This window comes from Arthrobacter sp. MYb224, assembly GCF_002975455.1.
GTDB lineage: Bacteria > Actinomycetota > Actinomycetes > Actinomycetales > Micrococcaceae > Glutamicibacter.
This window is the reverse complement of sequence record NZ_PCPU01000006.1, coordinates 67044-82323: the sequence shown is the minus strand read 5'-3', so window position 1 is coordinate 82323 and position 15280 is coordinate 67044. Positions and strand designations below refer to the sequence as shown.

Genomic DNA, 15280 nt, shown 5'->3' with positions numbered 1-15280 from the left:
CAGCCGGTCTTCGCTGCGTCGGCGGGATCGCACCGCGCCCCGCCGACGCAGCAGCAGCGCTTCACGCAGTACACAGATCATGACAAGGACGGCTGCACTATGGACAGCACCATCCTGCAGATGCAGGACATCACCAAGACATTCCCCGGGGTCAAGGCCTTGGACGGAGTAAACCTTTCCGTCCAGCAGGGTGAAATCCACGCCATCTGCGGCGAAAACGGGGCCGGGAAATCCACCCTTATGAAGGTGCTTTCCGGCGTCTACCCCCATGGCAGCTATGACGGGAAAATTCTGTTCAACGGCCAGGAGCTGAAGGCCTCAAGCATCAAGGATTCCGAGGCCCAGGGCGTGGTGATCATCCACCAGGAATTGGCCCTCGTGCCCTATCTGTCGGTGGCCGAAAACCTCTTCCTAGGCAACGAGACCAAGCGCGGGGTATTCATCGACTGGAACGAAGCCAACCAGCGGGCGGCCAAGTTATTGGCCCGGGTGGGATTGGCCGAAACACCGGTCACCCCGGTAGGCCAGCTCGGCGTGGGCAAGCAGCAGCTGGTGGAGATCGCCAAGGCGTTGAATAAGGACGTCAAGCTGCTCATCCTCGATGAGCCTACGGCCGCGCTAAATGATGATGACTCCGCACACCTGTTGAATCTGTTGCGTGAACTGCGCGAGCAGGGAATCACCTGCATCATCATCTCGCACAAACTCGGCGAGATCGAAGATATTGCCAACAACACCACGATCATCCGTGATGGGCAGACCGTGGAATCCCTGGATATGGCCGACCCCGCCTCGACGCAGAGCCGCATCATCCAGGGCATGGTGGGCCGCGAGCTGTCGGCACGCTACCCGGAACGCGAACCAGAGATCGGCCAGGTGGTCTTCGAGGTTCGCGACTGGACCGTACGCCACCCCACCCAGCACGATCGCATTGTCGTCGACAAGGCCTCGCTGGACGTGCGCGCCGGCGAAATCGTGGGCATCGCCGGGTTGATGGGCGCCGGACGCACGGAGCTGGCCATGAGCGTATTCGGCCACAGCTACGGCCGCGGGATCTCCGGCACCGTATTGATGGACGGGCGCAAGGTGGACACCTCCACCGTGGGCAAGGCCATCAAGGCGGGTATCGCCTACGTGTCCGAGGACCGCAAGAAGTTCGGCCTGAACCTCATCGAGGACATCCGGGTGAACACCACCGCCGCCGGGCTGGGAAAGATCTCCTCTGCCGGGTTCGTCAACGGCAATAAGGAAATCCAGATTGCCGAGCACTACCGCAAATCGATGCGGATCAAGGCACCGAGCGTACTGGCGAAAACCGGAAACCTCTCCGGCGGCAACCAGCAGAAGGTTGTCCTGGGCAAATGGCTGCATACCGCCCCCGAGCTGCTGATCCTGGATGAGCCGACCCGCGGAATCGACGTCGGCGCGAAATACGAGATCTACACGATCATCAATGAGCTGGCGGCCTCCGGCAAGGCGGTCCTGGTGATTTCTTCCGAACTGCCCGAATTGCTGGGTATCTGCGACCGCATCTACACCCTTGCCTACGGCCGGATGACCGGCCAACTCCCGCGAAGCGAAGCCACCCAGGAACGCCTCATGGAGCTTATGACCATCGAGAAGGAAAACGCCCGATGACACTGAAATCCGAGCTGAAAGACATTTTCACCAAGAATCTGCGCACCAGCGGCATCTATATCGCCTTCGTGCTCATCGTGGTGCTGTTTACCATCATGACCGACGGGTTGCTGCTCAGCCCGATCAACCTGACAAATATCATCCTGCAGTACTCCTACGTGCTGATCTTGGCCTTGGGCATGATCATGGTAATTGTCGCCGGGCATATCGACCTCTCGGTCGGCTCGCTCGTGGCGCTGACCGGCGCGGTCTCCGCGGTATTGGTCATCAAAACCGGGGCCCCGTGGTGGGTAGGCATTCTCGCCGCGGTAGCGGTGGGCGCGCTGTGCGGTGTGTGGCAGGGATTCTGGGTGGCTTATGTAGGCATTCCGGCTTTCATCGTCACCTTGGCCGGCATGCTGCTCTTCCGCGGGTTGACCTATGAGGTGCTGAACAACGTTTCACTTTCCCCCTTCCCTGGCGAATACCAGGAGGTGGCCGGTGGCTTCCTCAATGGCTTGCTCGGCGGCTACGGCTTCGACATGTTCACCGTGCTCATCGGTGTGGTCGCGGTGGCCGGTTTGGTTTGGTCCCAGTATTCCACCCGCCGTGGACGCGTGAAGTTCGGCCAGGATGTCGAGTCGATGGCCATGTTCATCGCGAAGAACGCACTGGCCGCCATCGTGATCCTCTGGTTCTTCTGGCAGATCTCCATCAGCCGCGGCATGCCGATTGTGCTGATGATCCTGGGCGTGCTGGTGATCGGCTACCACGTGCTGACCACGCGGACCGTCTTTGGCCGCCACATCTACGCGATCGGTGGCAACCTCTCGGCCGCGCGCCTTTCCGGCGTGAACGTCAAGAAGGTCAACTTCTGGATCTTCGTGAATATGGGCATGCTCGCCGGTATCGCCGGTGCGGTGTTCTCCTCGCGTTCCAACGGGGCGCAGCCCGGCGCGGGCAATATGTTTGAGCTTGATGCAATTGCCGCCTGTTTCATCGGTGGCGCCTCGACCACCGGTGGTGTGGGCCGGGTGACCGGCGCGATTGTCGGTGGCCTGGTGATGGCGGTGCTCTCCAACGGCATGCAGCTGATGGGTGTTGGCGCTTCCACGCAGCAGATCGTCAAGGGCCTGGTGCTGCTGCTCGCGGTGGCCTTCGACATCTACAACAAGCGCCGCGCAGGTGCGGGCAACTAGCATTTGATTAGCGCCAGGGGCCCTCTCGCACGCAATTGCGGGAGGGCCTGTGCGTGCCCGATGGTTTCCCAGCACAGCAGAAGGATGACGAAATGGATCGCCAAGCAATGCCGCAGCAGGACACCGCCAACGGAACGGTGCTCACGCTGCGAGCCCACGGCTTCACCGCGCAGCTGGCCACGGTGGGCGCCACACTGGTGTCCCTGGACTACGGTGGCCGCCCGCTGGTGCGCGCCTTCGATCCGCATGGCGCGCGCCCGGTGTTCTCCGGCGCCATCCTGGCCCCCTGGCCCAACCGGGTGATCAACGGGGCCTACCACTGGGAAGGCCAGGAGCTGCAGTTGCCGATCACCGAGCCGGAGCGCGGCCACGCGCTGCACGGCCTGGTGGCCGATACCAGCTTCGAGATCACCGGGCGCCGCGGCAGCTCCGCCCAGTTGCGCACCGTGATCGCCCCGAACCCCGGCTACCCCTATGAGGTGCAGCTGGTGATCGACTACCGGCTGGAAGCCGGCGGGCTGCGCACCATCGCCACCGCCACCAACCTCGGGCAGGGCACCGCGCCCTTCGCCTGGGGTTCGCACGCCTACCTGGTCGCACCGGGCAAGAAGGCGGATGAATGGACTTTCACCCTGCCAGCCGGCAAGGTGCAGCTCACCGACGGCGCGCGCCTGCTGCCGCGGGAGGTGGTTCAGGTGGCTGGCACCGAGCTGGATTTCCGCACCCCGAAGCCGATCGGGGACCTCTTCATCGATCATGCCTACACTTCCCTGGCCGCCGACGCGGACGGCTCATTCAGCGCATCGATCACCGACACCAAGGGCCTCGGGTCGCAGATCACCTGGGACGAAGCCTGCCCGTGGGTCCAGATCCACACCGCAGACCGCGATGATCCGGCGCTTGACCGCACCGGGCTGGCCATCGAGCCGATGACCTGCCCGCCCGGCGGCTTCAACTCCGGCCAGGACGTCATCGCGCTGGCCCCGGGCGCCAGCCATGAAGCCAGCTGGCTGATTGGCCCGGTCCAGCCGCGATGAGCGGCAGGGAAGTTCGCGGCGCTACCCGCTCCGCGAGGTTTCGTTCCCTGTCAATCCGGTGATCCGCAGGAGCAAGGAGCGCGCCTCGGGGCGCAGCGCGTCTTCCGGCCAGACATCGGGACCACAGGCCCGGGAACCTACGCCATGCTGGGCCGCATCCAGGTACAGCCAGGAGTTGGTTGGTTCCGGCAGCTCGTGCGGATGGGCAGCGCCGGCAAGCTGCTGTGCCGTGTGGCGGCTGAGCGTGAAACCGGGGCGACGGTCCAATCCGTCGGGCCAGGCCTCGATGCGCAGCCACGGCGCACCGCCCACGCCGAGCTCCAATTCGCGCAAATCGCTGCGGTGCCCTGTTTCCTGCGGACGTGCGTATTCGACCGGCAAATCGTCAATGCTTGCACTGTAGCGGCCTACTCGTGCCGCCAGACGGCTGTCCGGGTAGGATTCGTGCGGGCCCAAGCCGTACCAGGATGCCGAATCGACCTCCTTGCCCAGTTGGAAACGCACGCCGAATCGGGGCCACACCGATGTCCAGCCTCGGCTTGGAACCATATCGATGCGAAGCCACAGGCCGGACTCGTCCAGGCTCCATTGCTCGTCAACTCGGATGGAGCAGGCCTGGTCCGCTGCTGAATACCTGGTCGCCACCTGCACACGGCCCGGACCGGTAGCGACACTGAGCACCCGCGCCTTCAGCCGGTCCAATCCGGCCGCCGTCCAGAGGTCCGCATTTGACGGACCGGGTTCTCCATTGCCCGGGACTCCGTGCTCATCTTCCTGCCAGGGATCAGAATGGTTATAGCTGCCGAAGTGTGCGCCACGGTCATTGTCGGTGGGTGCGCGGAACAACTCCAGCCGCGGCCCATGCACCGGCTGCCCGGCCAACTCCATGAGCTTGCCCTCGGCGAAAACTGCGGCACCAAGCTGCATCCGGCCATTGTCCAGAGGGATCGATGCTCCGCCCGCATCAGCCGAAGAGGGCAACCGTGCGGGTCGCGGCCCCGGCATTGCGGTGGATGGAGCAGCTATCGGCCATTGGGCGCTGGCCACCTCATGGCCCGCGGCCGCCCACGCTGCATCCTCGGCCAGCCGCGCCTCCACGGTTAACCAGTTTTCGCCTGCGGGCAGGGGGTACGGCAAGGCGAGTTCAACCGTGGCAGTTTCGCCAGCTTCCAGCGCGTCGTCAGAGCCGGATACCAAGAATTCTGCACTAGCGACCGGATGCCCGGCCGCTTCCAAGCGCCAGCTGAATGCGAGGTCGCCGCTGTCGGCACTGTGGCGGTCATTCCGGATGCCCAAGCGCACCCGGTGTCCGTCCACGGAGGACAGGGAGAACTTGATCGGGGCGACTACATGCTTGAACTCATGGAGCCCCGGTGAGGCAGTGGAATCGGAGAGGACCAGTCCGTCCATGACGAAGGTGCCATCGTGGAGCTCCTCGCCGAAATCGCCGCCGTAAGCATAGAAGCTCTTGCCATCCGGTGTGCTGGCCTGCAGCCCGTGGTCACGCCATTCCCAGACGAAGCCTCCATGCAACCGGGGATAGCGGTCCACCAGATCCGCATACCGTTGCAATCCTCCGGGCCCATTGCCCATGGCGTGCGCATACTCGCACAACAGGAAGGGCCTGGTCCGCTGGCGCGCGGCCTCTGCGGTGGTGCATCCCAGCAGCGGAGCGGTCATCCGGTCCTCTCCAATTGTCTGCACTTCGGGGAACGAAGCGTACATTCGCGAATACACATCGGTGTATTCTCCGGTGTAGTCGCCTTCATAATGCACCGGGCGGCTGCTATCCCGCGCATGGATCCATGCGGACATCGCGGCAAGGTTGGCCCCGGTGCCGGACTCGTTGCCAAGCGACCACATGATGATTGAGGGATGGTTCTTGTCCCGTTCGAAAGTCCGCTCCATCCGATCAAGATAGGCACTTCGCCAGGCCGGGTCGTCACTGGGATTGCCCTGCCAGCCGTGACGTTCAAATCCGTGGGTTTCCAGATCGTTTTCGAGTATGACCCAGAAACCGAGCTCGTCGGCCAAGTCCAGGAGCCGCGGATGCGGCGGATAGTGGCTGGTGCGAATGGCGTTGACATTGAAGCGCTTCATTAGCATCAGGTCTTCTCGTGCGAATTGCTCATCGAACGCCCGGCCGAGGAGCGGGTGGGTTTCATGCCTGTTCACCCCGTTGAAGACCACTTTGCGATCGTTGACCAGGAACTGGTCGCCTGCAATTCTTACCGTGCGGAAACCTAGCCGCAGGCTGATGGTCTCGCCAGTGCTGGAAACGGTTGCTCCATAGAGTTTTGGCCGCTCAGCGCTCCATGGGGAAACGGCGGGCACTTCCACCTCTCGGATATCCTCGCGGCTTTGCCACACTTCGTCGATTTCCAGTTCGGGAACAACGAAACGTAGCGGGAACGCATCGTCAGCGGCCATGATTTCCGGTGTAATGATTCCGGTACCGGAGGAATAGCCGGTTTTTATCCAGAGGTCGTCAATGCTGCCGTGCGGACGGGCCTTGAGCGTTACCGATCGGAAAATTCCCGGGAGCCACCACTGGTCCTGGTCCTCGACGTAGCTCGAAGCGGAGAATTGGTGCACGCGGACAACGATTGTATTTTCACCGGCGGCTACGGCCGAGCTCACATCGAATTCCTGGGCAAGGCGGCTACCGGTACCCCAGCCAATCATTTGCCCATTGACCCATACCTTGTATCGGGATTCAACGCCGTCGAAGCGCAGCACCAGCCGCTCCATTCCGGAAGTCCAGCTCTGGGGCACTTCGAAGGTCCGCCGGTAGTCGCCGGTAGGATTCTCATCCGGTGGATAGGGCGGGTCGCAAGGGAAGGGAAATTGGACGTTCGTGTACGAAGGGCGTCCGTAGGCGCCATCGGCCTGCAATACCCAGTGCCCAGGGACTGCGATGCTGTCCCAGCTCGAGTCGTCATAGCCAGCATCTGCCATGGACTCGGGAAGCTCGCCTGCCGGCAGCAGTCCGCGCCCTCCGGGCGTGCCCGGTACGCCAGGGAGCCAGCGGAACTTCCACTGTCCATCGAGGCTCAGTTCAGGGGCATCACTGTGGGTCCAGGACGTTGCCGGCAGGCGCCGGCCTCCGCCCGGGGCGGTATCGGACAGATAGGCTGTTGGGGAAGTCATTTAACGGATCCTTCGGTCAGGCCCCCGCGCCAGAAGCGCTGCAGGACGATCATGGCAATGGCCAAGGGAATAGTGGACAGCAAGACGCCGCCGGTGGTCAGCTCGTAGAATTCTGGCAGGCGGTCAACCTGTCCCAGCCAGGTGTTCAGGCCCAGGGTAATTGGATAGAGATCCGAATCGGACAGCATCACCAGGGGAAGGAAATAGTTATTCCAGATTCCGACAAGCTGGAACAGGAATACCGTCACCAGAGCAGGGGACAGGACTCTGAGTCCTATCGTGTGGAAGATCCGCAGTTCGCTTGCGCCATCCAGGCGCGCGGCTTCGAGTAACGCGCTATCCACGGTGCTGGAAGCGTAAACGCGGCAGAGGAACAGGCCGAACGGGGACACCAATGATGGCAGCAGGACACTCCAATAGGTATTGGACAGCCCCATTTCGCTGAACAACAGGAATAGGGGCAAGGCGGTTGCGGTTCCAGGCACGAGAACGCCTCCCAAGACCACACCGAAGACCAGATTGCTTCCGCGGAAACGGTACTTGGCCAGGGCGTATCCGCCAGCTGCAGCAAGGTAAGCGGCAATCAGCGCCCCTGCCCCCGCGTATAGCAACGAGTTCATGAACCAGCGCAGGAAAATTCCGCCGTCATAGGCCAGAACCTGGCCCAGATTTTTCCATAGGACGAAGTCACCGGAGAGGAGGAAACCATTTGTGCTAAACAAGTCCTGGGTCGATTTCGTTGCTGCAACGACGACCCAGTAGACCGGGACCAGGAAATACAATGCGGCTATGGTCAGCAAGGCCGTGACAATCAGAGTCGCTGGTTTTGAAGAGGCGGGCTTTTCGAAGGACTGGCGGCGGATCAGGGTCATGAGGACTTCCTATTGGTCAGGCGCAGGAAGGCGAATGAGAGCGCGAATGCGGCCAAGGCAATGAGAACGGATTGCGCAGCCGCAACATTGTAGTCGTTGTAGGCGAACGCGGTTGTGTAGGCGGAAAGGTTAGGGGTGTATTGGCTGTCGATGGCGGGTGCGACACTCATGAGAACTTGCGCTTCGGCGAAAAGCTGCAAGGTGCCAATGATGGAGAAGACCGTGGTCAAGACCAGTGCCGGGCTGATGAGCGGCAGCTGGATATGCCATGCCACACGCAGTGGACCCGCCCCGTCCAAGCGTGCGGCTTCGTAGATCTCGCCGGGAATTGCCTTGAGCTGCGCGATGACGATCAGCATGTTGTAGCCCGTGTAGCTCCATGTCACGATGTTGGCGATGGACCACAAGATGCTCTGTGGCCCGAGGAAATCGACTTCCAAGCCGACGGCTGAGGCGGCATCGATGATCGGGCTCAGGCCGGGAACATAGAGGAATGACCAGAGGATAGTGGCAATGACCCCCGGCACGCCGTAGGGCAGGAAGTACGCCGCCCGGAAAAAGGCCGGCCATTTGGCGCTCGCCGACTCAAGCAGCAGAGCCAGGACCGTGCAAAGAAGGATCATGATGGGAACCTGCACGATGCCGAACACGATCATGCGGCCAATCGAAGCAACGAAGGCTTCGTCTCCCAGGGCTTGCGCGTAATTGCCGAATCCAGCGAATTCGCTGTGCACGCCGGCTTCTCCGAACAATCCGCGCCGTGTGATACGGGTGAAGCTGGCTTGTATGGCTGCAATGATGGGCAAGATGAAAGTCAGGGTGAAGAGCGCGAGGAAAGGCGCGAGCAACAGCCACGGGGCGAGCTCAAACCTGCTTGGTGAGGGACCACGTTTTCTCCGGGTGCCTCGGGTGATGGTCGGCGTGCTCACGATGCCTCCTTGCGGATCTTCAGGCCCTTGTTGCGGAATGCCGCAATGATTTCCTGCTCTGCGGATACCACCGAATCGACCAAGCTGGTTCCGGCGGCTTTCCGGCGGAATCCGTCGGAAAGGATATTGAAGGATTGCTGGGTGACCGGCCACCAGCTCCAATTGGGATTCTGCGATTTGCTGGCTGGGACAATGACTTGCTTGTTGTACGATTGCCCGCCGAAGAATTCGGAGGGGCCTTCGCGCGACTCGCCGATGATGCCCGGAACCGGTGACCAGCCAATGCCGCTGTGCGCGATTTCGTTGCTGATCCCGGCTTCCGTGGACGTCATCCAGGCGGCGAACTCCAAGGCCTCATGCGGATGGCGGCTATTAGCCAGAACCGCAACCGTCGATCCGCCCAGGTAGCTGGAGCCGTATCCGCCCGGGGTCCACTTCGGCATCGATGCGACCCTCCATTTGCCCTGTCCGCCAGCGACAGAGCTGACAAGCGCATCAGCCCAGTTCCCACTGGTGACAGAGGCGAGCTGGCCGGATGCAGCCGCAGCATACCAAGACGGGCTGAAGGGCGAGATCGCGGTAGTTACGACATCTTCGTCGATGGCCCGGTCGAAGAACCTGGCGACTTCCAGTGTTGCGTCGTCGGTCATATTAATGACCCAGCCGTCGTCGGATGGCCGAAGCCATTGGGCTCCTGCTTGTGCCGCGTAGGACACGAAGTAGGAGGCATCACTGAGGGAGAAGCAGTCGATGTAGCTGTTGGCTTGACGCAGTTCTGACCCGATCTCGGCCCATTGCGCCCATGTTTCCGGGGCGACGGCGCCGACTTTGTCCAGAGTTTCTGGCTGGTAGAACATTGCCATCGGCCCGGAATCCTGAGGCATGCCGAATATTCCGTTGGGAAAACTGACCTGGCCCCACAGTGACGGATCATATCGGTGAGCGTACTGCTGCGCACCGTACGCCGCGAGATCCACGACGCCATTGACGAGCATGAACTCCGGGAGGGTGCGGAATTCGATTTGGGCCAGATCGGGTCCTCCGCCTGCTGCGAGAGCAGAGTAGAGCTTTGGGTATCCGCCTTGATTTCCACTGGGGATCCAAACCGCCTCAACATGGATATTCGGATGCATGGCGTTGAAAGCATCTGCGACTCGCTGGATATCCTTGAGCCAGCTCCAATATGTCAGCCTGACTTTTTCTCCTGGGGCGGCCGGCGCAATGGTTGGCATGGCATCTGCAGACCGGGGGCCTGCGGTGCCGCATGCAGTCATTACGCCCAGGGCGGCGGCGCCCAGGCCGGCCTTGAGAAGGCGGCGTCTTGTTGTCAATGGCATCCGTGCTCACTTAAAAGTAGTTTTCTTTATGGTGCCCGGGACGAGGGCATGTGAAATAGGTTACTGCAAAAATAGAGTGATTACTCAGTTTTGGTCAAATTTCTTGTTTGCCGATCATGCTGGCTTGCTAGGCCGATGCATCATTTTCGAATACTGCTGGGCCTACCTACACTGAGTAACTGTGACGAGCAATGAATCCGGCCGCCGCCGGCGCGGTCCATATGCCAAATCTGCAGCCCGAAGGGAACAGATCGCCCAGGCTGCCCTCCAGGTATTCGGCGCGCGGGGGTATCGCGGCGGAACTGTGCAGGATGTTGCCGACGCGGCAGGCATGAGCCAAACCAGCGTTTTGCACCACTATCCGAACAAGCAGGAACTTCTCATTGCCGCTCTCAAGCGCCGCGACGCCGTCACCGACGGCACGCCGGGCACTGGTGAGCGCTTTGCCCAGTCCATTGTCGAGCAAGCGCAATTCAACGAGGGTGCCGCGGAGTTGATCGAGCTCTACGCAGCCCTTTGCGGGGAATCAACCACTTCTGATCATCCGGCGCGCTCGTATTTCGAGGCCCGCTTCGAGCGCTTGCGCGGCGAGTACGGCGCTGAATTCGAATTCATGAAGAGCATTGGTCGGCTGCGCCCCGGGGTGGACCCGCATGTGGCGGGAGCGTCGCTGCTGGCCCTGTGGGACGGGATCCAAGTGCAGTGGCTCTTGTCTCCCGACGATGTTGACATGGCTGGCACCCTCAAGGCGTATCTGGACCTGGTCATTTTGCCTGAATCATGAGGGGTGTTTGCCGAAATTGGCTCCGGGGCGCCGTAGCCGCGCGAAAATCCAGCTCCCCACTGCGCGCGGACTTGGCGCAAGCAGGGCGAAGCACTTGCAGCGGCACGCCGGAGCGATGATCCCGAAGTATTTTCGGGGCTGATATCTACGTTCTCGGGCTGCCCGGCAAGTGGACGGTTCTGGTTGAAAATATGTTCAAATGTGTTCAAATATGTTTGAGTGTGTTTGAATTAGGGTTGTATCGCTTTACGGAGCGTGTTATTTCAACCTGTCTGCCAAGGAGTCCCGATGAGCGAGAACTTCCCAACCCAGCGTCGACGGCGGATTCTGGATAGAGTTCGTGCCAACGGTGCAGTCAAGGTAGCCCAGTTGGCTGAGGAATTTGGCGTTTCGCACATGACAGTGCGCCGTGACCTGGACCGCCTGGTCAAGGACGGCGAATTGCATAAGGTCCACGGAGGCGCACTGCTCCAGGAATCTGCGTCTGCTGAAGAGCCGGGATTCCAGCGCAAGTCAACTCTGCAGTTGCCGCAGAAGGCGGCCATTGCCCGTGCGGCGGCGCAAATGGTTGAACCAGGAATGTCCATCTCCCTTACGTCGGGGACTACGACCTATGAGGTGGCCCGTCTGCTGCGGGCAGTTCCCGACCTCACGATTGTGACCAACTCTCCGCGCATCGCCGACCTCCTACAAGATGCCCCGGCTGCAGGCCAGACCGTGCAGCTCACCGGTGGCCTGCGAACGGTATCCGACGCGTTGGTCGGTCCACTGGCCACTGCGGCCCTGCGGACACTGCACGTCGACCGATGCTTCATGGGGGTCCACGGGTTCAGCGTCCAGGACGGAATCACGACACCGAACATGCTCGAGGTGGAAGTCAATCGACTTTTCCTGGAACGCTGTGACAGCCGCGTGGTCGTCGCGGATTCCAGCAAATGGTGCTTGGCCGGTTTGTACTCCAGTGCTCCATTGCACGAAATCGACACACTCGTCAGCGACGACGGCTTGGACGAGACGGCCGTCGAGGAACTCCGCCAGCACATCGAGAACTTGAAAATTGAAAAGGTGGTCGAATCATGAGCGTTACCGGCAGGATCCCTTCTGGCCTGATATCACACCGGGTCCATCACCTGGCCGATGGCCGCGAGGCGATCTTCTTCGCCGATGCCAATGCCATCGCCCCCGAACCGGCACCCGACACCAGGGCGCTGGATCCGCGCGGGGAACCTGGACAGCTGCGCTACGACCGGTTGACCGGAGACTGGGTAGCCGTCGCGGCCCACCGGCAGTCGCGCACCTACCTTCCGCCCAAGGAAGAATGCCCGCTGTGCCCTAGTACCCAGGGCCGCCACAGCGAGATTCCGGCCGAGGATTTCCACGTGGTGGTTTTCGAGAACCGCTTCCCCTCGCTGGGACCGGATCTGGGCCGGATCCCGGCTGCTGCTCCGGTGCAGGTTCCTGCCCCGGCCTACGGCCGCTGCGAAGTCGTGGTGTTCACCCCGGAGCACGAGGGTTCCTTCGCCTCGCTGGATGATGCCCGGGCGCGCACCGTCATCGACGCGTGGGCGCAGCGTACCGCGGCCCTGTCGGCGATGGAAGGCATTGCCCAGGTGTTCCCATTCGAGAACCGAGGCCAGGATATCGGCGTGACCCTGCACCACCCGCACGGACAGATCTACGCCTACCCCTACCTGACCCCGACCGCCACCAAGATGGCCGCCCAAGCGGTGGCCCACCTGGAGAAGACCGGACGCACCCTGATGGGCGACATCCTGGACTTCGAACGCAAGGAAGGTACGCGCATGGTTGCTGCCGGCGAGCACTTCTCCGTGTTCGTGCCCTTCGCTGCACGCTGGCCGTTGGAAGCGCACCTGGTGCCGCATCGCCACGTGCCGGACTTCGCCGCGCTCAATGAGGCGGAGAAAGACGAGCTGGCCGTGGTGTACCGCGATCTGTTGCGCGGATTCGATGCCCTCTATGAGACTCCCACCCCGTACATTTCCGCCTGGCACCAGGCGCCGGTGGCAGGCAAGGAACGTGAAGCTTCCCGCCTGCACCTGCAGCTGACCAGCCCGCGCCGGGCCGCCGACAAGCTCAAGTTCCTGGCCGGCTCCGAAGCGGCCATGGGTGCATTCATCAACGACGTTCCAGCCGAGCAGACCGCGGCACGACTGCGCGAGGTCATGCCATGAGCATCAGCAACTCCAAGGAAACCACGCAGCGCATGGCCGCTTTGCACCAGAAGTTCGCCAAGATCTACGGGCACCAGCCAGAAGGCATCTGGCGCGCCCCGGGACGGGTTAACCTGATCGGCGAGCACACCGACTACAACATGGGTTTTGTGCTGCCCTTCGCCATCGACAAGAATGCGCTGGTGGCTGTGCGCCGCAAGACGCAGCTCGACGCGGATCGCCAGACACTGGATTTTGCGTCTACCTACGGGTCAGGGGAACACCCGCCGATCACCTCCATCACCTTCGATGAGCTGGTGCCGCGCGCGGTTCCCGGCTGGGCAGCGTACCCGGCGGCCGTGCTCTGGGCGCTGAACCAGCTCGACGGGGTGGAACTCGGCGGGATCCAGCTGCTGGTGGACTCCGATGTTCCGGTGGGTTCGGGACTGTCCTCCTCGCACGCCCTGGAAGTGGCAACCATCGTGGCGTTGGATGACCTCTACGAGTTGGGCCTGTCCAAGGTGCAGATGGCGCAGTTGACCCAGCGCGCCGAGAATGAGTTCGTCGGCGCCCCGACAGGCATCATGGACCAGAGCGCCTCGCTGATGTCCCACGCCCAGCACGCCCTGTTCCTGGACTGCCGTTCCATGGAAACCCAGGCGGTGCCACTGCCGCTGGCACAGCACGATGCGGTGGTGCTGGTGATGGACACCCGGGTGGAGCATTCGCATGTTGATGGCGGGTACGCCGCCCGGCGAGCCAGCTGCGAGCAGGCCGCCGCCGCCTTGGAAGTCCAGTCGCTGCGCGAAGTCACCGTCGTGGCCGAGCTTGAAGCCATCGAGGATCCGGTAGCCAAGCGGAGGGCCATGCACATCGTGACCGAGAACCGCCGCGTGCTGGACACCGTCTTCGCACTGCGCGAAGGGGACCTGGACGCCGTGGGCAAACTGCTGTACCAGTCCCACGAATCCATGCGCGATGACTATGAGATCTCCAGTGAGGAACTGGACGTTGCCGTGGAAGCTGCGATGGCCGCCGGAGCCATTGGCGCGCGCATGACCGGTGGAGGTTTTGGCGGCAGCGCCATCGCATTGATCAAGCGCGAGCACATCGATAAGGTTAGCCAGGCGGTGCGTGAAGCATTTGACCAGGCAGGCTATGTTGAACCGGCTATTTTCACCGTGATCGCAGACGAGGGAGCAGGAAAAGCATGAGTTGGCTAGTGACCGGCGGAGCCGGGTATATCGGATCGCATGTGGTTCGCTCGCTGTCCGCTGCGGGCCTTGACGCGGTGGTCGTGGACTCGATGGCCAGTGGCGTGCGCGGCTTCGTGCCCGATCAGGTTCCGTTCTACCAGCTGAACATCCTGCAGACCGAAAAGCTCGTGGAAATCATGAAGCGCCATGACGTTTCCGGGGTCATCCACCTGGCCGGCTACAAGTACGCGGGCGAATCGGTGAAGCACCCGTTGCTGGCCTTCGAGCAGAACGTCACGGGCACCGCGCATCTGCTGGAAGCCATGGAGAGCTCCCGCGTGCACAATATGGTCTTCTCTTCTTCGGCCGCCGTATACGGCACCCCGGATGAGGACCTGGTTACCGAAGCCACCGGCACCTTCCCCGAATCCCCGTACGGGCAGAGCAAGCTGGTGGGCGAATGGCTGATTCGTGATCAGGGCGTTGCCGCCGGGCTGAAGCACACCTCGCTGCGCTACTTCAATGTGGTCGGTTCGGGCAGCGACGAGCTCTACGACGCCAGCCCGCACAACCTGTTTCCACTGGTCTTCCAGGCATTGAATGCGGGGAAGACTCCGAAGATCTTCGGCACCGACTACGGCACTGCCGATGGCACCTGCGTGCGCGATTATGTGCACGTGGCAGACCTCGCGCTGGCCCATGTCGAGGCCGCGAAGAAGCTTGAGGCGGATGCGCCGCTGGAGCCGGTCTACAACCTGGGTTCCGGCGATGGCGTTTCGGTGCGCCAGATCATGGACGCGGTGGCCAAGGTGACCGGCATCGAGTTCAGCGCCCTCGAAGAGGCCCGCCGCCCCGGGGATCCGGCGCGCATCGTTGCCGATGGCACGTTGGCCGCCCGCGACCTGGACTGGAAGATGCGCCATAGCCTTGAGCAGATGGTGGACAGTGCCTGGCGGGCCTCGGCGCATCGGCGCTGAGCAGGTGCTTA

12 protein-coding genes are annotated in these 15280 nt (G+C 62.2%); 8 read left to right on the top strand and 4 right to left on the bottom strand.

Features of this window, described 5'->3' with window-relative positions:
• Positions 1-99 precede the first annotated feature (99 nt).
• From mmsA to CQ017_RS12500, 3 genes are all read left to right on the top strand, one after another.
• The gene (mmsA, locus tag CQ017_RS12510) at positions 100-1638 is read left to right on the top strand and encodes a multiple monosaccharide ABC transporter ATP-binding protein (RefSeq protein WP_105553989.1); all 1539 of its coding nucleotides are present in this window, start codon (positions 100-102) and stop codon (positions 1636-1638) included.
• A complete protein-coding gene (gene mmsB / locus CQ017_RS12505) occupies positions 1635-2816 on the top strand; it encodes a multiple monosaccharide ABC transporter permease (protein ID WP_105553988.1) in 1182 nt (393 codons plus the stop codon). The genes mmsA and mmsB overlap by 4 nt, the downstream gene beginning before the upstream one ends.
• A 92-nt stretch (positions 2817-2908) precedes the next feature.
• Positions 2909-3853: an aldose 1-epimerase family protein gene (locus CQ017_RS12500; RefSeq protein WP_105553987.1), complete on the top strand. Its 945-nt coding sequence runs from the start codon at positions 2909-2911 to the stop codon at positions 3851-3853.
• A 21-nt stretch (positions 3854-3874) separates the two neighbouring features.
• Here the strand turns inward: CQ017_RS12500 and CQ017_RS12495 are convergent, their stop codons facing one another.
• From CQ017_RS12495 to CQ017_RS12480, 4 genes are read right to left on the bottom strand one after another with little or no spacing between them, the layout of a single operon-like run.
• Positions 3875-7003, bottom strand: a complete 3129-nt coding sequence (locus CQ017_RS12495; RefSeq protein ID WP_170947786.1) for a glycoside hydrolase family 2 TIM barrel-domain containing protein — start codon at positions 7001-7003, stop codon at positions 3875-3877.
• A complete protein-coding gene (locus tag CQ017_RS12490; protein WP_105553986.1) occupies positions 7000-7875 on the bottom strand; it encodes a carbohydrate ABC transporter permease in 876 nt (291 codons plus the stop codon). The genes CQ017_RS12495 and CQ017_RS12490 overlap by 4 nt, the downstream gene beginning before the upstream one ends.
• Positions 7872-8789, bottom strand: a complete 918-nt coding sequence (locus CQ017_RS12485; RefSeq protein WP_049862759.1) for a carbohydrate ABC transporter permease — start codon at positions 8787-8789, stop codon at positions 7872-7874. The genes CQ017_RS12490 and CQ017_RS12485 overlap by 4 nt, the downstream gene beginning before the upstream one ends.
• An 11-nt stretch (positions 8790-8800) precedes the next feature.
• Positions 8801-10141, bottom strand: a complete 1341-nt coding sequence (locus CQ017_RS12480; protein ID WP_013350643.1) for an ABC transporter substrate-binding protein — start codon at positions 10139-10141, stop codon at positions 8801-8803.
• 181 nt (positions 10142-10322) lie between these two features.
• Between CQ017_RS12480 and CQ017_RS12475 the strand changes: the two genes are divergently transcribed.
• The 5 genes from CQ017_RS12475 to galE all read left to right on the top strand — a co-directional run bounded on the left by CQ017_RS12475 (position 10323) and on the right by galE (position 15269).
• A complete protein-coding gene (locus CQ017_RS12475) occupies positions 10323-10925 on the top strand; it encodes a TetR/AcrR family transcriptional regulator (RefSeq protein ID WP_105553985.1) in 603 nt (200 codons plus the stop codon).
• A gap of 288 nt (positions 10926-11213) precedes the next feature.
• On the top strand, positions 11214-12005 hold the full coding sequence (locus tag CQ017_RS12470; protein WP_096282740.1) for a DeoR/GlpR family DNA-binding transcription regulator: 792 nt from the start codon (positions 11214-11216) through the stop codon (positions 12003-12005).
• Positions 12002-13117 (top strand): galactose-1-phosphate uridylyltransferase, encoded by a 1116-nt coding sequence (gene galT / locus CQ017_RS12465; protein ID WP_105553984.1) that lies wholly within the window; start codon positions 12002-12004, stop codon positions 13115-13117. The genes CQ017_RS12470 and galT overlap by 4 nt, the downstream gene beginning before the upstream one ends.
• Positions 13114-14310 carry a galactokinase gene (gene galK, locus CQ017_RS12460; protein WP_105553983.1) on the top strand — a complete coding sequence of 399 codons (1197 nt, stop codon included), beginning with the start codon at positions 13114-13116 and terminating at the stop codon, positions 14308-14310. The genes galT and galK overlap by 4 nt, the downstream gene beginning before the upstream one ends.
• The gene (gene galE, locus CQ017_RS12455) at positions 14307-15269 is read left to right on the top strand and encodes a UDP-glucose 4-epimerase GalE (RefSeq protein WP_105553982.1); all 963 of its coding nucleotides are present in this window, start codon (positions 14307-14309) and stop codon (positions 15267-15269) included. Before galK ends, galE begins: the two co-directional genes overlap by 4 nt.
• Positions 15270-15280: the final 11 nt, after the last annotated feature.